This window comes from Calditerrivibrio sp. (assembly GCF_049968475.1).
GTDB classification, from domain to species: Bacteria; Chrysiogenota; Deferribacteres; order Deferribacterales; family Calditerrivibrionaceae; genus Calditerrivibrio; species Calditerrivibrio nitroreducens_A.
In genome coordinates, this window is sequence record NZ_JBMFQS010000001.1 from 392,196 (window position 1) to 414,879 (window position 22,684).

General features: G+C 37.1%; 22 protein-coding genes. 10 read left to right on the forward strand and 12 right to left on the reverse strand.

What is annotated here, in order from left to right:
• Positions 1–30: 30 nt before the first annotated feature.
• Genes ACP5Q2_RS01975 through ACP5Q2_RS01990 form a run of 4 tightly spaced genes read right to left on the reverse strand, consistent with a single transcriptional unit; the run spans position 31 to position 4,420 of the window.
• Positions 31–744 carry a Crp/Fnr family transcriptional regulator gene (locus ACP5Q2_RS01975; protein ID WP_428096660.1) on the reverse strand — a complete coding sequence of 238 codons (714 nt, stop codon included), beginning with the start codon at positions 742–744 and terminating at the stop codon, positions 31–33.
• A complete protein-coding gene (locus ACP5Q2_RS01980; protein ID WP_428096662.1) occupies positions 744–2,606 on the reverse strand; it encodes a transglutaminaseTgpA domain-containing protein in 1,863 nt (620 codons plus the stop codon). Before ACP5Q2_RS01980 ends, ACP5Q2_RS01975 begins: the two co-directional genes overlap by 1 nt.
• Positions 2,599–3,468 carry a DUF58 domain-containing protein gene (locus ACP5Q2_RS01985; RefSeq protein ID WP_428096665.1) on the reverse strand — a complete coding sequence of 290 codons (870 nt, stop codon included), beginning with the start codon at positions 3,466–3,468 and terminating at the stop codon, positions 2,599–2,601. The genes ACP5Q2_RS01980 and ACP5Q2_RS01985 overlap by 8 nt, the downstream gene beginning before the upstream one ends.
• 16 nt (positions 3,469–3,484) lie before the next feature.
• On the reverse strand, positions 3,485–4,420 hold the full coding sequence (locus ACP5Q2_RS01990; RefSeq protein WP_428096667.1) for an AAA family ATPase: 936 nt from the start codon (positions 4,418–4,420) through the stop codon (positions 3,485–3,487).
• 80 nt (positions 4,421–4,500) lie between these two features.
• Between ACP5Q2_RS01990 and ACP5Q2_RS01995 the strand changes: the two genes are divergently transcribed.
• Positions 4,501–5,877 (forward strand): NAD(P)/FAD-dependent oxidoreductase, encoded by a 1,377-nt coding sequence (locus ACP5Q2_RS01995; protein WP_428096670.1) that lies wholly within the window; start codon positions 4,501–4,503, stop codon positions 5,875–5,877.
• Positions 5,878–5,889: 12 nt separating this feature from the next.
• On the forward strand, positions 5,890–6,354 hold the full coding sequence (locus ACP5Q2_RS02000; protein WP_424606027.1) for a HyaD/HybD family hydrogenase maturation endopeptidase: 465 nt from the start codon (positions 5,890–5,892) through the stop codon (positions 6,352–6,354).
• 13 nt (positions 6,355–6,367) lie between these two features.
• Here the strand turns inward: ACP5Q2_RS02000 and ACP5Q2_RS02005 are convergent, their stop codons facing one another.
• The 7 genes from ACP5Q2_RS02005 to ACP5Q2_RS02035 are packed head-to-tail and all read right to left on the reverse strand — an operon-like array spanning position 6,368 to position 12,172.
• Positions 6,368–7,912, reverse strand: coding sequence for a long-chain-fatty-acid--CoA ligase (locus ACP5Q2_RS02005; RefSeq protein ID WP_428096673.1), 1,545 nt, complete (start codon positions 7,910–7,912; stop codon positions 6,368–6,370).
• Positions 7,902–8,498, reverse strand: a complete 597-nt coding sequence (locus ACP5Q2_RS02010) for a Maf family protein (RefSeq protein WP_424606029.1) — start codon at positions 8,496–8,498, stop codon at positions 7,902–7,904. Before ACP5Q2_RS02010 ends, ACP5Q2_RS02005 begins: the two co-directional genes overlap by 11 nt.
• Before the next feature lie 2 nt (positions 8,499–8,500).
• Positions 8,501–9,013 carry a Gx transporter family protein gene (locus ACP5Q2_RS02015; protein WP_424606030.1) on the reverse strand — a complete coding sequence of 171 codons (513 nt, stop codon included), beginning with the start codon at positions 9,011–9,013 and terminating at the stop codon, positions 8,501–8,503.
• On the reverse strand, positions 8,979–9,335 hold the full coding sequence (locus ACP5Q2_RS02020; RefSeq protein ID WP_428096676.1) for a NusG domain II-containing protein: 357 nt from the start codon (positions 9,333–9,335) through the stop codon (positions 8,979–8,981). Before ACP5Q2_RS02020 ends, ACP5Q2_RS02015 begins: the two co-directional genes overlap by 35 nt.
• A complete protein-coding gene (locus ACP5Q2_RS02025; RefSeq protein ID WP_428096679.1) occupies positions 9,322–10,260 on the reverse strand; it encodes an FAD:protein FMN transferase in 939 nt (312 codons plus the stop codon). The genes ACP5Q2_RS02020 and ACP5Q2_RS02025 overlap by 14 nt, the downstream gene beginning before the upstream one ends.
• Complete coding sequence (gene amrS, locus ACP5Q2_RS02030; protein WP_428096682.1) at positions 10,230–11,204, reverse strand: AmmeMemoRadiSam system radical SAM enzyme; 975 nt, start codon at positions 11,202–11,204, stop codon at positions 10,230–10,232. The genes ACP5Q2_RS02025 and amrS overlap by 31 nt, the downstream gene beginning before the upstream one ends.
• The gene (locus tag ACP5Q2_RS02035) at positions 11,201–12,172 is read right to left on the reverse strand and encodes a polyprenyl synthetase family protein (protein WP_428096685.1); all 972 of its coding nucleotides are present in this window, start codon (positions 12,170–12,172) and stop codon (positions 11,201–11,203) included. The genes amrS and ACP5Q2_RS02035 overlap by 4 nt, the downstream gene beginning before the upstream one ends.
• Positions 12,173–12,279: 107 nt before the next feature.
• Here ACP5Q2_RS02035 and ACP5Q2_RS02040 point away from each other — a divergent pair, with 107 nt between their 5' ends.
• The 7 genes from ACP5Q2_RS02040 to meaB all read left to right on the forward strand — a co-directional run bounded on the left by ACP5Q2_RS02040 (position 12,280) and on the right by meaB (position 20,319).
• Positions 12,280–12,966, forward strand: coding sequence for a hypothetical protein (locus ACP5Q2_RS02040; protein WP_428096688.1), 687 nt, complete (start codon positions 12,280–12,282; stop codon positions 12,964–12,966).
• 30 nt (positions 12,967–12,996) lie between these two features.
• A complete protein-coding gene (locus ACP5Q2_RS02045; RefSeq protein WP_424606036.1) occupies positions 12,997–13,374 on the forward strand; it encodes a RidA family protein in 378 nt (125 codons plus the stop codon).
• A 145-nt stretch (positions 13,375–13,519) separates the two neighbouring features.
• Positions 13,520–15,064: an acyl-CoA carboxylase subunit beta gene (locus ACP5Q2_RS02050; protein ID WP_428096691.1), complete on the forward strand. Its 1,545-nt coding sequence runs from the start codon at positions 13,520–13,522 to the stop codon at positions 15,062–15,064.
• A gap of 17 nt (positions 15,065–15,081) precedes the next feature.
• The gene (gene accC, locus ACP5Q2_RS02055) at positions 15,082–16,599 is read left to right on the forward strand and encodes an acetyl-CoA carboxylase biotin carboxylase subunit (RefSeq protein WP_428096694.1); all 1,518 of its coding nucleotides are present in this window, start codon (positions 15,082–15,084) and stop codon (positions 16,597–16,599) included.
• A gap of 12 nt (positions 16,600–16,611) precedes the next feature.
• Positions 16,612–17,145, forward strand: coding sequence for a biotin/lipoyl-containing protein (locus tag ACP5Q2_RS02060; RefSeq protein ID WP_424606038.1), 534 nt, complete (start codon positions 16,612–16,614; stop codon positions 17,143–17,145).
• A gap of 46 nt (positions 17,146–17,191) precedes the next feature.
• Positions 17,192–19,342 (forward strand): methylmalonyl-CoA mutase, encoded by a 2,151-nt coding sequence (gene scpA / locus ACP5Q2_RS02065; protein ID WP_428096698.1) that lies wholly within the window; start codon positions 17,192–17,194, stop codon positions 19,340–19,342.
• Positions 19,339–20,319: a methylmalonyl Co-A mutase-associated GTPase MeaB gene (gene meaB / locus ACP5Q2_RS02070; protein ID WP_424606039.1), complete on the forward strand. Its 981-nt coding sequence runs from the start codon at positions 19,339–19,341 to the stop codon at positions 20,317–20,319. The genes scpA and meaB overlap by 4 nt, the downstream gene beginning before the upstream one ends.
• Before the next feature lie 212 nt (positions 20,320–20,531).
• Here meaB and ahcY read toward each other — a convergent pair whose 3' ends face one another.
• Entirely contained in the window at positions 20,532–21,935 is a 1,404-nt protein-coding gene (gene ahcY / locus ACP5Q2_RS02075; RefSeq protein ID WP_424606040.1) for an adenosylhomocysteinase, read from the reverse strand.
• 160 nt (positions 21,936–22,095) lie between these two features.
• On the opposite strand from ahcY, the gene ACP5Q2_RS02080 reads away from it, so the two are divergent.
• Positions 22,096–22,683 (forward strand): TetR/AcrR family transcriptional regulator, encoded by a 588-nt coding sequence (locus ACP5Q2_RS02080; protein ID WP_424606041.1) that lies wholly within the window; start codon positions 22,096–22,098, stop codon positions 22,681–22,683.
• Position 22,684 lies beyond the last annotated feature (1 nt).

Sequence of the window (22,684 nt, forward strand, 5' to 3'; positions counted from 1 at the left end):
TGGGGGTAAAGCCCCCCTTTTATTTTTTTATTATATCTGCTTATATGCTATCTTTTCTATAAAGCTGTCCAGATTATCTGCACTTATCGCAAAGCTTACATTTAATATATCATCCGTATTAAGGTTTGATATTGCTTTTTCCCTTTCAAGATACATTAAGCCTTTTAAAAAGTCGTTTAATGATAAGCCAACCTTTTCAGCTATCTCTTTTGGACTTAATTTTATCGGGTTTGGTATCTTTTTGGCTATGTAATTATATCTTAGATATATTGCTATCGAGTTGTATATTTTGTAATGATTCAAATTTACAAAACGTTTATTCATAGAATAGAGTCTTGTGGTGAGGATATTCATAAGGTTTAATGTGAAGGCCGGTATTTTTGTGAGGGATTCCAGAAACTGTTTCCTTGTCATTTTGAGGACTTCGGTAGTTTTGATGGGTCTTATGGAAGCGGATCTTTTGTTTTTTAAAAAGATACTCATCTCCCCAAAGATACACCCTTTGTCCAGAAGGGCTATACGCACCAGAGAACCTTTATGGTCGTAAGTGAGTACCTCCACTTCACCTTCAATAATGATATAAACGTCATCAGATTCTTCATCTTCTTTAAATATGAATTGGGATGATTCAAATGTTTGTTTCGTACCGAAACTCATCAAATGTTCAATTACTTTTTCATTTATTTTGATATTTACAGGGGAAAGATCGTTTGTCTCCATATTCATCCCTCTTTTAAGAGTCATTAAAGTCTTTTAATATTTTTCAATATCGTTTGTAAAGTATTTTTTTCTAGTTTACCATCTTTAAATAGCATTTTGTTAATTTCTTCTGCAAATTTTTTTGATTCTTTTTTCAGTTTTTCATCATCTATTCTGTCTATATTTCTCATTATTGGTATGGATGGATCTATATTTATCCCCTTTTCTGAGAGTATCTTGTAAAATTTATTGATAAAGTATGACGGGGTGTTGCGCTTGTTTTTTATAAATAAGAAAGAAGTTAAAGCTAAAAGTATTATAGATATTAATGTATAGTTTGTAATTTTATCCGGTTTGATTTTAACTGTTTTGAAATTTGTGGTAAATTTTACCGCTAATTCCATTTGTGTCTGGAGATCGTAGTTTATGATAAATTTTGTCCAGTAAAACGAAATATAATCCAGATAGATCTTAAACTTCATCTTGAGGGAAAGAAGATCTCTCTGGGTAAAGCTACTTATAGATGCTGGAGTTGGGTCGAGCCTTATCCATCTGTTGTTTATCAGAGCTTCTACCCAGACGTGGGCATTTTTATTTGATATGGCGTAATAACCTGCGTTTTTATTGTAGTATCCACCCAGAAATCCCCCCACAAGCCTTGCGGGTATATCATTTGCCCTTAACAGTAAAGCCATTGCTGATGCAAAATATTCACAGTTCCCTTTTTTGTTTCTAAAGAGAAATTCTTCTACAGGTGATTGGCCTGAAGGGAGATCAGTCAGGGAGTATCGGTAGTTTTCTTTAAGGTATTTTAATATATTATTTATCGTTTCAGTGTCGTTTTCTTTTTTAAGACTTTTTGCAAGTGCAAAAATCGAATCGGTTATCCCTTTTTTGTCTTTGGAATGAGTGATATCGGAATCTATATCCAAAAAGCTTTCCGTCAGAATAGAGCTACCATTGTAATGTATCTTTTTTGATATAACGTTTGTGGTCAAAAATTCGAGATTTTCGGTTTTCGTTAGAGTACCCTGAAATTTTAAATCCACTGGCTTATCCAATGTGATTAGGTATTTATCGTATGTTGGTTCAAAATAGATTTCGTATGATATCGACTCCCCACCTTTTATGGTAAAGTTTATTCTATTGGTTCTATTTGAAGAGTGCCAGCTGCCATCTCTGTAAATGTCAAATACTACTCCCCTCCAATAAAGTTTAGATGGATCTACCTCTTTCATTATTGCCCTGAAGGCTATTGTCTCCGTCTCCTGAATAGTTGATACCCCTCCCAATCCTATCTTTGATGTAAAACCAGTTTTTGCAACATCTTCTCTATTAATAAAATCGAAAAGGGGGGTACTCGTTCTGGGTATGATAAAAAATAGTAATATGGCAAAGGGGATTGAAATGATCGGTATTATTGCAGTTTTGTAGAATATTTCCTTTAATTCTTCCCTATTGAGGCTGTATTCAGGGAGATTATCATATATCGTAAGAAGTATGATGAGAAAATTAACTAAAAATATCGAGGTAATGATATAAAACAAAAATATCATATTTATATTAAGAAGTGCAGATGAAGTGATAAGAAAAATTGATAGGGTGATGATCTGCATGTAGTCTCTATATCGCTTTTCTTCCAAAAGTTTGATGGATATAAAGATTATTATTACCTTCATTAGATTATTCACAAGTGTATTAAGGGTGGTGTTAAAGGCTATGAAAATTGTTAAGAATATGGCTACAGCTGTTAAAACATGCCTGTTTAGAGTTTTTCTTGAGTATAGATTAAATATAAGGGAGGCTATTAAAGGTAAAAAGTATGGAAAACTTACATACTTTACCACAGATATAACAGATATGATTACAAGAGATGTGATCCCTAAATCTATCAATCTTCTAAGCATCATAAAGGGCAAGCCTCTTCAATACAGATCTTTTATCAGCATCCGTTTTTACATTGTAAGTTTCGTTGGAGATGGTGAAGGTAAGTGGAATGGAATTGTTATAAGCTTCCAATACCGTTTTTGTAGCTATCTTGATTGCTTCTTCCAATGGATAAAGTTTTAAGATATCTTCAAAGTACAACCTAAAGGATTCAGAATCTTCACCGGTGTATTCTTTGGTGTATAATTCACCGGTTTTGGCAAACTGTTTCCAGAAGATCCTTTTGGCGGGGTCATTACTATAACTGCGTATATTACTTAATTCTTCCAATTTCATTGTTATTTTATCATTGGTTGAGGTTGTATTCTCTTCTGCATTCCTGTTGAAATTAAAAAAACTTTTTTCTCCAATCTCCGGAAAAACTATTATCTCTTCATTGATGTGGTATTTTTTATACCTGACAAAAAAATTAAAAGGGAAAGGGGAACTTACCATGACATCATCAAGTAAAATCCTTCCTCTTCTATCAAATTTTAATATGGTCTCCTGTCTGATGGATGACAAAGGCTTTAGTATGATGAACGTTATTTCACGATCTCTTAAATTAGTTTTCAAAAGGATTGATGGGAGATATCTTTTACCATTTTTGATTTCAAGTATAAATCTTGAACCTCTTTTTGCAAAGGGGTCTTCTACGGGGTGTATTCTGACGTTTAATTTTTCTATATTAGCCTTACCTAAAAAACCAGAAATACCCATTATGGCAAGCATAAAAGATACCACTAAGAATACAAGATTGTTGTTTGTATTTATGGCGGAAAAACCCATGAATATTGTAAGTATAATGTATATCACCCCAGCCTTTGTAAATCGAATCCCCATTTAATAAATCCTCCATTTAAGCATACGGAAGTTTAGTGGTTTTTACCATAGATGTGAGAATACCAAGCTTTTCGGAAGATGTTAATTTTTCTTTAAAAGTCATCCTGTGTAGCATTGTGTACTGGTAATAGTCTAATATGTCTTCAGGGATTACGTAGTCTCTGCCATTTATAAAAGCGGAACTTCTGGCGGCATTCACTATGGAGAGTGCAGCTCTTGTGGAAAGACCGATTGCTATCTGGGGATGATTCCTTGTTTTATCCACCAGATCCATGATGTATTCTAAAATATTATCTTTGACAGTGATATGAGTTTTTATATACTGTATCATCTCCAGTACATCCTCACTTGAAATCACCGATTTAGATTCGTAAATCCCTTTTCTGGAACTACCACCTCTTAAGATATCCAATTCTTCCTCCCTTCTGGGGTATCCGATGCTAATCTTCATCAGAAAACGGTCAAGCTGTGACTCTGGTAATGGGAATGTTCCAAAAGATTCAGAAGGGTTTTGGGTGGCGATCACAAAGAAAGGTTTGGGGAGGTTGTAAGTTGACCCTTCAACGGTAACCTGTTTTTCACCCATAGCTTCCAGTAGTGCACTCTGGGTTTTGGGTGTAGCTCTATTTATCTCATCTATTAAAACTATATTATTGAATATAGGTCCTTTTTTGAACTCAAACTCATTTTTCTCCTTATTAAAAATATTAAGTCCGGTGACATCGGTGGGTAGTAGATCGTTCGTACACTGTATCCTTCCAAATGTGAGTCCCATCGATTTGGCTATGGCTATTGCCAGAGTGGTTTTACCCAGACCAGGATTATCCTCTATCAACACATGACCTCTGCTGAGAAAAGATATTATCGTAAGTTTAATTGCTTTCTCTTTTCCCTGGAGGTATTTTTGATAATAGTCAAAGAGCTGACGGATAAGCTTCTGGTATTTTTCCATACGGACTCCCTTTATCTTTTTTATATTGATTATAGTTTTTAATAGTGTATATTACAATAAAAAAATAAATTGGGTGAAGGATGAAAAAGATTTTGGTTTTGGGCGGTGGTTTTGGAGGACTTACTGCCATTACAAAATTGAAGAGGTATGCAGGAAAGTTATTTGACGTAACATTAATAGATAAAAACAACTACTCATTGTTTACCCCCATGCTTCCGGAGGTTGTAAGTGGCAATGTAACTCCAGATAATATAGTTTTCCCATTAAGAGAGATTACCAAAAAAAATAACTCAAACTTTGTTAGAGATACTGTATTATATGTGGATAGGGAAAATAAATTGGTAAAATGTGAGAAAGGGGAATACCATTATGACTATCTCATTATTGCCACAGGGTCCACAACTAATTTTCGCGGTAATAAAACAGCAGAAGAACATTGCTTTGAGTATAAAAGTATAACTGATGGTATTGCTTTAAAATATTTTGTAATTGAACTTCTGGAGGCGGCGATATCCACTCCAAAAGAGGAAAGACGTAGAATTCTATCTTTTTCCATCATTGGTGGAGGGATTACCGGTGTGGAGCTGGCGTGTGAATTGGTGGATTTTATAAAAGATGAGATTAAAAAGGAATATTCATTATTAAGCGATGATGATTTTGAGGTTACAATCTTTGAATATGCTAAGTATATACTCCCTGCCATCGATGAGTCCCAATCTATAAAAGCTCAACAATATGTTGGGGAGAAGGGGGTTAAGATAATAACTAATGCTTCGGTTGACAGAATATCTGATGGTGTGATTTATTATAACCAGAATGGAGAAGTTAAAGAGCATCTTACAAACATAATTGTATGGACGGCTGGTGTAAAAGCCCAAGATTTCTTAAAATCTGTTTCAAATGAGAGATTGCCGGATGGAAGGATAAAGGTGAATAAAAATCTTACTCCAATGGATGGACAGAACGATGGGATATTTGTAATAGGTGATAGTTCCGCTTATGAATATAGGGGTAAAATATTACCCCCCGTTGCTCCCCTTGCCATGCAACAGGCGGCAATAGCTGTGAAAAATATTTTAAATTTAGAAAATGGCTTTCCTTTGCAGGATTTTAAATATATCCATTTCGGTTATCTTGTTTCACTTGGGAAAAATAATTCTGTAGTGAACCTGTTTGGACTTAAATTCAGGGGTGCATTTGCATATATATTGTGGAAATTGGTTTATATTTATAAGATAGGGATGCTTAGAAAACAATTGGGGGTATTTTTTGATTGGGTTATGGTGACACTCTTTGGCAATGAAGCATCTCTTATAATGAATGTGGAGGGCTGTTCCGGGGGGGTATTGAAAAGTATTAATGGATATACCATAAAAGTGAATGTGGAGAATTGTAAGAAGTGCAGTCATTGCGCCATTGATGTAGATGGTAAAATTTCTTGCGGAATAAAAAAATAGCTGGAGGAAAGCTTGAAAGTTTTGGTGATGGGTTTGGGGAATCTTTTGATGAATGATGATGCCGTTGGTGTTCTGGCGGTGCAGGAATTAAAAAAATTATATAGAGATACCGATACATTAAAAATAATAGATGGTGGGACACTTGGACTTGATCTGATACACTACTTAGAATGGGCGGATAAGCTTATCATTGTGGATGGAGTAAATCTTAATCTACCAGCCGGAACGGTCGTGAGGATTGAGGGGGAAGATATTAATGTGGTGTTTGAATCAAAACTTTCACCTCATCAGATGGGGCTAAAAGATATCCTTCTGGCGGCTGAACTTATCGATTGCAGACCTTCAGATATAGTTTTATTTGGTATCCAAACTAAGAATATAGATATGGAAATGAACCTATCCGAAGAGGTGAAAAGCAATCTACCAAAATTATTGGATCATGTTTCAAAAGAGATAGAATCTGTTTTCCACTTATGAGTTGAAATTTAAGCTAAAATTTCATCTCCGCCAAAACCATCTCTTTAAGCTTTCTTTTCAATACCTTGCCGGTGGCGGTCATCGGTATGTCATCCTTTATGTAGATATGTTTTGGTACCTTAAAATTGGCTAAATGTTTTTTAAGGTATTCTTTTAAAGCGTTCAGATCTACCTTTGAACCTTCTTTTACTTTTATAAAAGCCACTGGTACCTCACCACTTTGTTTGTCGGGTATTCCTATCACAGCAGCCGCATCTATTCCTTCGTAAAGATACAGATATTCTTCTATCTCCCTGGGATAAACATTAATTCCCTTAACGATAATGAGATCTTTCTTTCTGTCTACAATGTAAATGTATCCGTCTTTGTCTATTTTTGCCAGGTCGCCGGTAAAAAGCCACCCATTTCTGATTGTGAGGGCTGTGGCATCTTCCATTTTCCAATACCCTTTCATCACGTTTGGCCCTTTTACGATTAATTCACCCACCTCTCCTATGGGTAGTTCCTCTTCATCGTCATTGACAATTTTTACCTCTATGCCTGGAAGTGCTGGCCCCACCGAGTATGGTTTCTGTTTATTAAGGGGATTTACCGCCACCACAGGGGATGCTTCAGATAGACCGTAGCCTTCAATGATAGGCTTTCTATATTTTTTATAGAATTCATTGATAATATCTTCCGGAAGTGGAGCACCACCACTTACGTGAATTTTTATAGGGTATAAAAATTTTGCAAACCAATCTGGTATGTTTGCTCTTGCCAGAGCTGTGTATATTTGTGGTACCCCCAAAAAGAAGTTTGGTCTCTGGAATAAAAGGATCTTTTTAAAAGATTTTTTCTTAAGTTCCATAATTGAGGCAAGGACTATTATGCCGCATCCTGCATAAGTGGGTAAAAGAACGCTTGCGGTAAATGTGTAGGAATGGAACATCGGTAGGGCGAGTAAAACTTTATAGGTATGATCTATGTGGAATACCTGAAGACAGGCTGATACGTTGCTTAAAAGATTTTTATGAGTAAGCATAGCCCCTTTGGGGTGGCCTGTAGTACCTGAAGTATAAATAAACACGGCAAGATCTTCAGGGGTAATCTTAACATTTGGGGGTAAATCTGTCTCTGCTTTTGCCAGATGTAGCATATTAACTGATTCAAAATTACTATGATCGTAGGTGAATATATGTTTTAGAGTGGGGCATAGCTTTTTTTGATTTTTTACCACATCTTCAAATCTTGAAGAAGTAACAAGTATTTTGCTTTCGGCGTTATCAATGATATATTGAATCTCTTCCTCTTTCAGGTAAGTATTTAAAGGTACGGCTACCCCACCAGCCTTTGCAATCCCAAAATAGGTAATTATAAATTCTGGTGAGTTTTCGAGTAGTAGACATACTCGATCCCCTTTTGTAACGCCAAACTTCAAAAAAACCTTTGCCACTTTATTTGACAGCTCATCTATTTCTCTGTAGGTAAATTTCTTTTTTTCATAATAGATATATGTTTTGTTTGGCCTTATTTTAGCATTAAATAAAAGTATCTCCCCAAGATGATTAAATTTCATGAAATCCCCCATAAGGTCTTATCCCCAGCTTTGCAAAAACTTCAAGAAGTTTTCCCACTGGCAAACCCACAACGGTATCATAATTTCCAACGATCTTTTCTACAAACAGGGAACCTTTTCCCTGGATGGCGTATGCCCCTGCTTTATCCATAGGTTCTTCTGAATCGATATACCAATTTATCATTTCGTTATTTAGTTTTTTAAAATATACTTCTGTTTTATCGTAGAATTGTTCGTGAATATTGTGATTTTTATTGATTACTACAACACCTGTGATGACCTCATGCATCTTTCCACTCAGGAAATTTAACATGTCCTGAGCATCTTTTACATCTCTTGGCTTTCCTAATATCCTATTTTCACAATAAACGATAGTATCTGCCGCCACAATAAAAGCTTCGTCATAGATTCTAGCCACATCATAAGCCTTCATAGCTGCCACTTTCATCACCTGTTGCTCTATTGGTTCATTTTCATTAAATTCCTCTTTTGTGGCGGATGTAGTATATTGAAAATTGATACCCAATCTCGTAAAAAGCTCTCTTCTTCTGGGAGATCCGCTGGCTAATATAATTTTTTGATACATTATCAACCCCTTTTGTTCAAAATATTGTTTGATATTAAACCTACAATAGCTCCAGTTAAAATTGCAGCTAATATGAAATAAGGCAAAATTTTAAGAAATGCAAGATGTTTTATTATTACAAGTTTAATTATAATAAATTGCATTGTTATATTTACAACGCTACCAATTACACTTGTGGATATCGCTGATGAGTAATTTTTTGTGGCCTTATGATAGTAAAACATAAATAGAATTGCTACCAGAATCGACGGAAAGGCTATTATCAGTCTGAATATGAAGCCAGTGGAGAATATGGCAGTTATTAAAGATTTTATTCCGCCAAGAAGTAGAAGAAAACGCAACTCTTTTATCAGGTATACACCTATTACGATTGGGATGTTTGATATTCCAAGACGAATAAATGGTATAGGTAAAGGAAAAAGATTTTCCAGAAAACCCAGCACTATAGAAATGGAAGCAAGAATAGAAATGATCTTTGTATTATCTGGATATGCCATCATATCTATTTTTCTCACATTCTATGACGATGGCGGTTTTGTTTGGTAAGCAGATGGCGGTATCGCCGCAATCTTTTACGTAGCCCATGTGTATGCATATTTTATCTCTGCAGTCCGACTCTATTATGTGTGCCTTTTTATCCTTCACTTCTACTTTCATATTTTTACCGTAGATTTTCAAATCTATTATGCCATTCTGGTCTAAATTCAGTGGGTATTTTTTTTCATCAATTATAATATACGCTTTTTTGATGGCTTCATTTTCAGTTTTCATCAAATAGATCGTTATACCAAAGATAAAAAGTATCACAATAATGTCAAAAGGTTTAATTGACTTCAAATTTCTCCCACCCACATAGTTTTTCTATGTTACCATTCAGGTGGTAGATAAGAACAGGGGTTTTAAGTTTATCACACAGGGATCTTATCTCCTGGGGATTTAAAAGGAAATATACCGTGGACAATCCATCAGCCATTTCCACACTGTCAGCTATTACACTGATACTTTTATAATTATCCGCTGTTTCTTTTTTCTTTGCGTCGAATATATGGATATATTTTTTACCATTTTCAATAAAAAATCTTTCATAGTCTCCACTTGTGACCACAGCTTTATTTACGAGTTTTAAAACAGAGATAACCTTTTCTTTATCATCTGGATGTTGAATACCTATCTTCCAGCCATCTCCATTTTTATCACCAAGACAATATAGATCCCCTCCGGCGTTGACAATACCATTTTTTATACTTCTATTTTTCATAAAATTTATCGCTTCATCCACAATCCATCCTTTGGCATAAGCACCCATATCAATTGTGAAATCAGATTTCTTAATGACGAAATTTTCATTAATTATTAGATTTTCAAAACCGATATAGGATGAAAACTGATCCAAAGTTGAACGGGATGGTACTTTGTAAGGGCCTTCCGGGAATCCATACAGTTTCATAATTGTGTGTATCGTTATGTCAAATCTACCTTGTGATATATCATGAAAATATCCACCCTTTTTCAGTAGATCTATAAATCTTTTATCCACTACGACCTTTTCATTTTTCCCGGCTACGTTTATTTTGTTAGTTTCTTCTTTTACAAATTCACTTAAACGTTCAATTTCAGATTTAATGTTTTCAATTTCGGTTTTGTCTTTTTCTGAAACTGTTATCTCCACCAAAGTTCCCATCGAAAAAAATGGTTTTGTGGTGAATGACTCATTACAGCCAAAAAGAATAATTAAAATGAGAAATAAAGAGAGCTTTTGCATATTGGGCATCTGTTGTCTGATAGAAAAGAGCTTATTTTGTAACCGTTTCTTATTATGATTTTTGCTCCACAAACGGGGCATGTGGTGTCATTATTATATAGGACATTCCCGAGGTAAACGAATGAAAGATACCTTTTGGCTATGTCAAAAAGATCTAAGAGAAACTCATTTCTGGTGGGCGGTAAGCTTAGTTTATAGCATGGAAAGTATCTGGAGATGTGAAGGGGGATACTCTTATTTATGGATGAAATGAATCTACAAAGTTCATCAAACTCTTTTATGTCGGTGGTATAGTTTTCCACCGCAAGATGGGTTATCTCTATATGTATATCTTTTCTGTACATCGTTTCAATGGTATTTAAGACCTCTTTCAGACTGCCCCCGAGCATCTTGTATTTCTCTTCTGAAAAGGCCTTAAGGTCTATATTAGCGGCATCAATATATGGTAAAAGCTGTTTTAATGGTTCAGAATTGATATATCCATTTGTTACCAGGACGTTTTTAAAGCCACTTTTTTGGAATATCATTGCTGTGTCGTATACAAATTCATACCAGATGGTAGGTTCGTTGTAGGTATATGCTATGCCTATAGAATTTGTTTTTTGGGCCAACGATATAAGTTCTTCCGGTGTGACTTTTTGTCTTAGAGTTAAGTTCTTTGAAATGGAAAAGTTTTGACAGTAAGCACAGTTTAAATTACAGCCGTTTGTACCTATAGATAGGATCTCCGATCCCGGATGAAAGTGGTATAAAGGTTTTTTTTCTATTGGATCCACATTGATGGAGGAAACTTCCCCATAAGATGTCTGATGAAGGGTGCCTTCTATATTTTTTCTGATAAGGCAGATACCATGACCCTTGTTTGATATTATACATCTATGGGGGCATAAAAGGCATCTAACTTTTTTGTCATCTAATTTTTCGTAAAAAAGAGCTTCTTTCATCTGTCCCTGAGGATTACGTACTCGGATAAAAACTCAAGAGCCCGACGATATTCATTATCAGGGAAGCTTGATAGGAGATCTATGGCGGATTTTGTGTAGCTATCTACGAAAGACTCTGCTTTTGATTTGATATCGTAACGTTTCATTAGATCTACAATATAAGTTATATCATTTTCATCTGGATCTGATGCGATTATATCTTTCATCTTATTAAGCTCTGATTCATTAGCCATATCTCTAAGTAAAAGCATGGGTAAAGTCATCTTTCCTTCTTTGAGATCTGTACCAGGTTTTTTACCAGTTTTAGCAGGATCCCCCAGATAATCAAGGATATCATCGCTCATCTGGAATGATAATCCCACAATTTTACCAAATTCGGCCATCATTTTTACCTTTTTTTCATCAAATCCTGCCAGCATAGCACCTATTTCACAGCAGGCGGAAAATAAGACAGCTGTTTTGGAAAAGATGATCTTGTTGTACTCTTCTAATGATAAATTGAAGTTTGCCGTTTTTACCAGCTGAAATACTTCCCCTTCACTCATAGTCTTTGCAGCATTTGCAAGGATCATCTGAACCTTTGGGTCACCATCTTTCACGAGGTTTACAAATGCTCTTGAATATAAGAAGTCACCACATAATACGGTGATATCGTTGCCAAAAGCCTGATTTGCACTGGCTCTTCCCCTTCTAAATTTTGCTCCATCGATCACATCGTCGTGAAGTAATGTGGCGGTATGGATATATTCCACCACACCACTTAAAATTACATCCCTATTGCCTGAATATCCTCCAAGACCGGAAGATAGAAACATAAAGATCGGTCTTAATCTTTTGCCTCCACTTTCAAAAACGTAATAAGCAACCTCATTTACCATTTCCACATCTGAATCAAGATTTTTTTTCAATTCCCTTTCAAGAAGCGCAAGCTTATCTTTTACCAAATAAGTAACATCGGAAATATTCATCAAGCTTCCTCTAATTTAATTTTTTATTGCTATTTTTAATTTTTTACCCATTATATTATTACAAAATTTCCATTTTGTAAAATAAAAAATGATTTCAAAAGGTGTATATGACTGAAATTAAGCTTTTTGAGCAGAGTAGCTTGATGTTTCAAAAATTAATTGATGGACTTGCTTTCCCAAAAAATCCAGATACTGTTGTTTTTGATGCGTCTTTTAGCGATTTTATTGTGCCTGAATATCTATTCAATTATTATGGATATAGGAAGATTTTTACCATTTCAGATAGAAATTACTCTGATAATGAATCCATCTTATCGGTTCCTTTTCGGGGTGATTTCCTGAAGACTATAATGGGGCATAAGGTGGATCTCTTTATCAGTATAGGTTCATATTTCGGGATTTCTCCGGTTTTTGACGCTGTACACGCCATCAATAGGGTGCTTGTGGCGGGTGGGAAATTTGTAATAACTTTATATCCTGATATTTTTGACGAACAGGGGAGAGATATTTTAAATGGTCTCAGCCTAATTTCGGAGATACCTGTAAAGGAGAAATTTTTGAGATGGGGTACTACTTTTAAGAATGCTCTTAAAAATATATTCATGAAAGTTGATGAGGAAGATGTGCTTACAAAGATGGAGGTTTCTCATATTATTGATCTATTCAATATGGATACATACAGAAGGTTTTTATTCCAGGATGAAGATGAGAGGGAGAGATTTTTTAAGCCTATATCTCATTTAAATATTGACTACAACATTTCATGGAAAGTGGTGAAAGGGTTTAAGTGTTAGTAAAAAATATACAAATCTTTGGGGGTTTTTATGGAGTATATTAAAACAGATAAAGCACCAAAGGCCATTGGCCCTTACTCACAGGCAGTGAAAGTGGGTAATCTCCTTTTTGTATCCGGACAGATTCCGATAGATCCAGTTACAAATCAACTTATTGATGGAACTATTGAAGAAGTTACCAGACTTGTATTAAATAATTTAAAAAATATTGTAATTGACGCGGGATTTAGTTTGTATGACATAGCAAAGGTGACAATTTTTCTAAAGGATATGGATAATTTTGTGGCGGTGAATCGGGTTTATGAAGATTTTTTTGGTGATCACAGACCGGCACGAGCAGTTGTGGAGGTTTCGAGACTTCCAAAAGATGTTTTAATAGAGATTGAATGTGTGGCTGTGAAAAATTAAAACGACTTTTGTTTATATGTTAATATAGCTTACCTGTTCAATTTTCCATAAGTTTAATATTAAATTAATAAAAAACTGCTCTCTTGACATGTGTTCAAAATTATGTTTTATTATTGACACTAATATGTTCAGGGGGATACTGTTTATGGAAGAACTCATTAAAAAACTAAAAGAATTAAACCAGCAGGCTGAGCTGGGTGGTGGGCTTGAAAGAATCAAAAAGATGCATTCTCAGGGTAAGCTTACGGCAAGAGAGAGGATTGAAAAGCTGCTTGATAAAGGCACGTTCGTTGAGCTTGATAAGTTTGTGGTTCATAGGTGCAGTTATTTTGGAATGGAAAAACAGAAGATTCTGGGGGATGGTGTAGTAACTGGTTATGGAAAAATTAATGGTAGAACAGTATTTGTATTTGCCCAGGACTTTACAGTATTTGGTGGATCTCTATCGGAGATGTTTGCCAAAAAGATATGCAAAATTATGGATCTTGCAATGGAGGTGGGGGCTCCAGTAATAGGGTTAAACGATTCTGGGGGTGCAAGGATTCAGGAAGGGGTAATGTCCCTTGCGGGTTATGCTGATATCTTTTTGAGAAATTCCCTTGCATCCGGTGTCATCCCACAGATATCTGCAATTATGGGACCGTGTGCTGGTGGTGCAGTTTATTCTCCTGCGCTTACAGATTTTATTTTTATGGTAAAAGAAACCAGCTATATGTTTATAACCGGTCCTGAGGTTGTAAAAACCGTTACCAGTGAAGATGTAACAAAAGAGGAACTTGGTGGAGCAATGACTCACAATACTAAAACAGGTGTTGCTCATTTTGCTGCTGAAAATGATACCGATTGTATTCTTAAAATAAGGGAGCTTTTGAGCTATCTGCCATCGAATAATATGGAGGATCCTCCATTTGTTCCAACAAAGGATGACCCGAATAGGACAGATATGTCCATAAGAAATATAGTTCCAGTTGATCCTAACAAGCCTTACGATATGAAAGATATTATTTTAAAAGTTGTGGATGATGGTAATTTTTTTGAAGTACAGGAACACTACGCCAAAAACATAGTTGTTGGTTTTGCCAGATTAAATGGTAAAACTATCGGTATAGTGGCAAATCAGCCTTCAGTTATGGCTGGGGCTCTGGATATAAATTCTTCCATAAAAGGGGCAAGGTTTGTACGTTTTTGCGATGCTTTTAATATACCACTTCTTACATTCGTTGACGTACCTGGATTTATGCCGGGGGTTGCTCAGGAGTATGGTGGTATTATAAAACATGGTGCTAAGCTTCTTTACGCCTATTGTGAAGCTACAGTTCCTAAGGTTACACTTATCACCAGAAAAGCTTACGGTGGAGCTTATGATGTTATGAGTTCCAAACATGTAAGAGGGGATATCAATTATGCTTATCCAACTGCAGAGATTGCAGTTATGGGGCCAGATGGTGCCGTGCAGATCCTTTTTAGCAAAGAGGTGGCGGCTTCACCAGATCCTGTTGCCAAGAAGAAGGAGCTTGTGGATAGCTATAGAGAAACATTTGCAAATCCATACAGGGCTGCGGAGCTTGGTTTCATTGATGAGGTTATCCTACCAGAGGAGACCAGACCAAAGCTTATACAGGCCTTTGAACTTCTGGCAAACAAGAGACAGTCTGTTCCACCTAAAAAACATGACAACCTGCCACTTTAAGGGTATTGGAGGAATATATGCCAGAGATCAAAAAGGTATTAGTTGCAAATAGAGGCGAAATCGCCATAAGGATATTTAGAACTTGTAGAAGAATTGGTATAAAAACTGTAGCAATCTATACACATGCGGATAGGAAGGCACCTCACGTAAGGTATGCAGATGAAGCTTATTGTATAACTGATGGGCCTTCCGATACGAGCTATCTTAAGAAAGATCGTATCATAGAAATTGCTAAAAAAACTGGAGCAGCTATACATCCAGGGTACGGATTCTACGCAGAAAATGCTGATTTTAGAAGAGCTTGTGATGAAGCAGGTGTTATTTTTATTGGCCCTTCCGCAGAACATATTGAGATGATGGGTAGTAAAACAGGTGCAAGGGCTGTGATGGCTGAAGCAGGTGTTCCTACTGTTCCTGGTACAAAAAATCCCATCAGGGATGTGGAAGAGGCAAAAAAGATAGCCAGAGAGATAGGCTACCCAATTATGTTAAAAGCTGTGTATGGTGGTGGTGGTAAAGGGATGAGGCTTGTCCACAAAGAGGAAGATTTTGAATCTTCTTTTAGGATGGCAAGCAGTGAAGCTCTAAATGCCTTTGGCAATGGCGATGTTTACATGGAAAAGTTTATCATTCAACCCCACCACGTGGAGATACAGGTTTTAGGTGATATGCATGGAAACGCAATCCACCTTTTTGATAGGGAATGCTCCATCCAGAGAAGGCATCAAAAGGTGATAGAAGAGGCTCCATCCCCATTTATCTCCAAAGAAACAAGGGCAAAGATGTGTAAGGTGGCGGCGGAGGCGATTAGGAAAATAGGGTATTACAGTGCCGGAACACTTGAGTTTATAGTGGGTGCTGATCAGAATTTCTATTTCCTCGAAATGAACACAAGGTTGCAGGTGGAGCACCCAATAACTGAGATGATCACAGGTGTAGATATCGTAAGGGAGATGATCTTCGTGGCTGAAGGGAAACCTCTCAGCTATAAACAGGAGGATATATCTATTTTGGGGCATGCAATTGAATGCAGGATATATGCGGAAGACCCATCCAACAATTTCGCCCCATCACCTGGATTACTTACCGTATATCAAACACCTGAGGGGCCGAATGTGAGGGTGGAAAGTGGAGCATATCAGGGTTATGAAATACCTCTGTATTATGACCCCATGATAGCTAAGGTATGTTCGTTTAGTAAAGATAGAAATGGTGCAATAGAGCATATGAAAAGGATCCTTTCTGAATATATGATTTCTGGTATTAAGACTTCCATACCATTCCATATGGCGGTACTTAAAAATCCAACATTTTTAAGTGGCGTCTACGATACAGGTTTCATCGAAAATAAATTTGATATGGAAGAATTGAAAAGAAGGGAGCATCTTGATCCTACAGTGGCGGCAATTGTTGCAAGTATCAAACAGCTTATCTCCGAGAAGATATCTGCTTCAAGGGCGGTCACAAGACCGGATATCACCGAGTCTAACTGGAAGCGTTTTGGTAAAATGATTAACCTCAGCAAAACTGTATAAGGGGAGGATGTTATGGCGATCAAAAGACAATATTTTGTAAACGTAGAAGGTTTTGAAGGTGAAAAAGAGGTAAACCTTACCGAAAATGCCCCGGGTGATTATGTTGCTGTTGTGGATGGTAAAGAGTATCATGTGGATTTTCAGCAGATTAATGAAACAATTTATTCTGTAATAATAGATGGTAATTCTTATGCTGTGGATATGACGGATAAAGGTGATAAATACGATATCATCGTAAATGGCGATCATTTTAATGTGGAAGTATTGGATGAACTCAAGCGTTTGATGAAGATGCGCGGTAGTTCATCTGTGGAAGGTCGTCAGGTGATAGAAGCCCCAATGCCTGGATATATCTGGAAGATGCTTAAAGAGGTTGGGGATGAAGTAAAAGCCGGTGAGCCTATTATGATCCTTGTGGCTATGAAGATGGAAAACGAGATAAAATCTCCTAAGGATGGAGTAATCCAGGAAATATTTGTAAAAGCGAGCGAAAATCCACAGGAAAGTACAGTTGCAATGGGGGATAAACTGGCTATTGTTGAGTAGATTTAAGGAGGGGACAACCCCTCCTATAATTTTTTGAAGGTGAGTTATGGCGGAATTTAAAAAATACAGCTATAGTGATTGGGAAGATAAAGCTAAAAAAGAGATTAAAAGTGATAGCCTTGACAAATTAATATGGCATACTGCCGAAGGTTTTGACGTTAAACCTCTTTATACTGCGGAAGATCTGAAAAACTTAGCGTTTGATATCGATACATATCCTGGTCTTCCACCCTTTGTAAGGGGGCCTATGGCTACTATGTATGCTGGTAAACCATGGACGGTGAGACAGTATGCTGGTTTCTCTACGGCGGAAGAGTCCAATGCCTTTTATAAAAGAAATCTTGCCGCAGGTCAGCAGGGGTTATCTGTGGCGTTTGACCTTGCAACCCATAGAGGTTACGACTCAGATCATCCAAGGGTAATTGGTGACGTGGGGAAAGCTGGTGTGGCTATTGACTCTGTGGAAGATATGAAAATCCTCTTTGATGGGATTCCTCTTGATAAAGTGTCTGTTTCAATGACGATGAATGGTGCTGTTATACCTGTGATGGCTTTTTACATTGTTGCTGCGGAAGAACAGGGGGTAAGCCAGGATAAACTGTCAGGTACCATCCAAAACGACATTTTAAAAGAGTTTATGGTCAGAAATACATATATCTATCCTCCAGAGCCTTCAATGAGGATAGTGGCTGATATCATTGAGTATACCAGTAAGTATATGCCAAAGTTTAATTCTATCAGTATAAGCGGTTATCATATTCAAGAGGCAGGGGCTAATAGTGCTCTTGAGCTTGCATTCACACTTGCGGATGGCCTGGAATATGTCAGGACAGCCCTTTCACGTGGGTTGGATATAGACAAGTTTGCCCCAAGATTATCATTTTTCTTCGCTATTGGGATGAATTTCTTTATGGAGATTGCTAAATTGAGAGCCGCAAGGTATCTGTGGGCAAAATTGATAAGTCAATTTAATCCAAAAGATCCAAAGTCGATGGCACTCAGGACGCATTGTCAGACATCTGGTTGGAGTCTTACAGCTCAAGATCCTTACAATAATGTAATCAGGACAACCATTGAAGCTCTGGCGGCGGTTTTAGGTGGTACCCAGTCATTACATACCAATGCCCTTGATGAAGCACTGGCATTACCGACTGACTTTTCTGCAAGGATAGCAAGAAATACTCAGCTGATTATTCAGGAAGAGACGAATATCTGTAACGTTATAGACCCTCTTGGTGGCTCCTACTATGTGGAAAATCTTACCAATGAGCTCATTAAGGAAGCTGAAAAGATAATTGCCGAAGTGGAAGCTCTGGGTGGAATGACCAAAGCCATTGAAACCGGAATGCCAAAACTGAAGATAGAGGAGTCTGCAGCTAAAAAGCAGGCCAGAATAGATAGTGGTCTGGATGTAATTGTGGGTGTTAATAAGTATAAGCTGGAAAAAGAGGATCCAATAGATGTTCTCATGATAGACAACACTGCTGTGAGAAACAAGCAGATTCAGAAATTAAATGAAATAAAAATAAAAAGGGATAATCAGGCTGTAAAAGAAGCGTTGGAAAAGCTTTCCGAAGCTGCCAGATCAAAAGATAAAAACCTGCTTGAGTATGCTGTGAATGCTGCAAGACTCAGGGCTACGCTTGGGGAGATATCCGATGCTATGGAGGTCGTTTTTGGTAGGTACAAGGCTGAGATAAGGTTACAGACAGGAACGTATGGAAATGCATATGGGAAGAAAGATCTGATAGAAGAGGTGAGGAAACTAGTAAAAGAGTTTGAAGAGGTGGAAGGTAGGCGTCCCAGGATTTTAATGGTTAAGATGGGGCAGGATGGCCACGATAGAGGGGTAAAAGTTGTGGCTACAGCTTTGGCCGATATGGGGTTTGATGTGGATGTTGGGCCTATGTTCCAGACACCTGAGGAAGCTGCCAAGATGGCAATAGAAAATGATGTTCATGCTGTTGGTGTATCCACCCTTGCGGCAGGTCATAATACCCTTGTACCAGCCCTTGTGGAAGAGCTTAAGAAAAATGATGCTGACGATATTGTAGTATTTGTGGGGGGGGTAATACCACCTCAGGATTATGAATTCCTCTACAAATCTGGAGCAAGTGCCGTATTTGGTCCTGGTACGAATATTGTTGAATCTGCCAGAAAGATTCTTGAATGTATCAAAGATAGAAAGGGTAGATGAATTTAGAAGAGATGCTAAGCGGGGTGCTCTCCGGAAAAAGGAGGCACCTTGCCAAAGCTATTACTTTAATAGAAAGTAAAAGAAGTTCTGATAAGCAGAAGGGATCAGAATTGATATCCTGCATAATGCCTTATACCGGAAAATCAATAAGGCTTGGGATTAGTGGTGTTCCGGGGGCAGGTAAGAGTACTTTTATCGAAGCTTTTGGTCTATATCTTACTAAAATTGGTCACAAAGTGGCTGTTCTTGCCGTTGACCCAACCTCCCAAATTTCTGGAGGGAGCATCCTAGGAGATAAGACAAGGATGGAGGAATTATCCAAAAATGAAAATGCATTTATTCGGCCTTCCCCTTCCGGAGACTCGTTGGGAGGAGTTGCTCGTAAAACAAGAGAGGCTATGCTTCTCTGTGAGGCAGCCGGGTATGATATTATAATTATTGAGACTGTTGGGGTGGGGCAATCAGAGATTACAGTATCCAATATGGTTGATTTATTTACCCTTATTCAGGTTCCCAACACAGGTGATGAACTGCAGGGGATGAAAAGGGGGGTAATGGAGATTGCCGATATTATATTGATAAATAAATCGGAAGGGGAGAATCGAAGTAAAGCTGAGATTGCAAAAAAGCAGATTGAATATGCTCTACATCTCACTCTTGAAAAGAATGAGATATGGCATACGCCTGTAATATTGGTTAGTGCCATAACAGGTGAAGGGATCGATGAGTTTTGGCACAAAGTTAATAAATATTTAGATCTAATGATGGGATCTGGGAAATTTGACAAAAAAAGGGGGGAGCAGAATATCTCCTGGATGTGGTCTTTTATTATGGATACAATCAAAGATGATCTTCAGAGCTCTAAAGAAGTTAGGGAGCTTTTATCTTTTTACAATGAAAAGGTAAAATCTGGAGAGATCAATCCTACGAGTGCTGGGGCAGAGATCCTGCAATGTTTTTATCGTTCTATTAATTGAACAACTATCTACTGAAACTTCAAATCCAACAAAAGGTAAACTGACTTTTAAGATTAGTAACATTATATTAATAAAAAAGCCGAGGCACTTGGCCTCGGCAATCTCCATATATTTTAAGGAGGGGGGAGGAGGGTCTTTGTAACCTTCTGCGTTTAATATATTAAACTTTTTTGAATTTGTCAATACCTAAAATTTATTTTATTAATATTTTTTTAATATCTGTAATGTGACGGTTTATATGGTCCATCAACACTTACTCCGATGTATTTTGCCTGCTCTTCTGTAAGCCTTGTGAGTTTGACTCCAATTTTTTCCAGATGTAGTCTTGCTACCTCTTCATCCAGATGTTTTGGGAGGATATATACGTCTGGTTTATATTTTTCTTTGTTTTTCCAGAGGTCAAGTTGTGCCAGCACCTGATTACTGAAGGATGCAGACATTACGAAGGATGGGTGTCCGGAGGCGCATCCCAAATTCACCAGTCTACCCTCCGCAAGAAGATATATGGAATGCCCATCAGGGAAGGTATACTTATCAACCTGAGGTTTGATGTTAATCTTTTTTATCCCGGGGTAAGCTTCCAGCTGAGCTACCTGAATTTCATTATCAAAATGACCTATGTTACATACAATTGCCTGATCTTTCATTTTTGACATATGATCTATTGTGATGACATCTTTGTTGCCGGTGGCAGTTACATAGATATCGGCTATACCTAAAGTATCTTCCACTGTGGTTACCTGGTATCCTTCCATTGCAGCCTGAAGCGCACAAATAGGATCTATCTCGGTGACTATTACTCTTGCCCCCTGTCCCCTCAGGGCCTGGGCGGAACCTTTACCCACCTCACCATAGCCACACACAACAGCAACTTTACCCGCAATCATCACATCCATTGCCCTTTTGATACCATCCAGAAGTGATTCTCTACAGCCATAAATATTGTCAAATTTTGATTTGGTAACAGAGTCATTGACATTTATAGCTGGAATGAGGAGCTCCCCTTTCTCTTTCATCTGATATAGCCTGTGAACCCCAGTTGTGGTTTCTTCGGATACTCCGTAAAGCTCTTTTAAAGTATTGTGCCATTTCTGGGGATTTGAGTTTAGTATTGTATTTAACCTTTTTAAAAGTTCTTTTTCGTCTTCACTGTCGGTGTTGTATTCAATTGATGAGGGGTTTTGTTCTGCCTTATAACCTAAATGAACCATCAAAGTGGCATCGCCACCATCATCCACGATAAGGTTTGGTCCTTTTCCTCCGGGGAAGGTGAGAGCCTGCTCTATACACCACCAGTATTCTTCTAGGGTTTCACCTTTCCAGGCAAAAACCGGAACACCTGCTTTTGCTATTGCGGCGGCAGCATGATCCTGGGTGGAGAATATGTTGCAACTTGACCACCTTACTTCTGCCCCCAAATCAACCAATGTTTCTATTAAAACAGCTGTCTGTATAGTCATGTGAAGTGAACCTGAAATCCTTGCACCTTTTAAAGGTTTCTCTTTTGCATATTTTTTCCTGATGGCCATCAACCCAGGCATCTCCTGCTCGGCAATTTCTATCTCCTTTCTTCCAAATTCCCACAAAGAAATGTCTTTTACTTTGTAATCCTGCATTGCACACCTCATTTTAATTTTGATTTATTATAGAATGATTTTTTCTCTTTATCAATAAAAATATTAAAATAGTTTAAGGGAAGAGATGTTTAAGAATTTTATTGACATGATTTGACTTGTGTGTTAGTAAGTACTTACATACAAGGAGAAAGGAGGATAGATGGATATATCAAATACTAAAGATAAAATTGTAAAAGCGGCATATGATTGTTTTTCCGAGAAAGGGTACAATGCCACAACTACTAAAGAGATTGCAAAAACGGCAGGGGTTTCAGAGGTAACCTTATTTAGATATTTCAGTACAAAGTCTGATATTTTTAAGGAGATGCTGAAAAGGTATTCATTTTTACCAGTTCTCTACAAGATAAAGATAGAGTCGGATGGGATCGATTTACAGGATACGTTGAAACTTATAGCAGTAAAATTTTACAACACACTTTTGGAAAGAAAGCAGTTTGTTAGAATCATGTTATCTGAAATTAACCATTATTCCGAAGAGATTATTGATATATATAGTAATTTTAGAGAAGAATTAGATTCTATGTTGATTAGTATATTTGAATCAAAGATCTGTGATTTAAAACTTAAAAATTTTGATTTAAAAGTTGCGTCAATGGGGTTTATAGGGATGATATATTCATTTTTTCTAACGAATGAAATCTTTTTGAAAAAAAAGGTGGATGATATCGAATTAAACAATGTTATAAATGCTTTTGTAGATATATTTTTAAATGGAATAAAGAAATAAT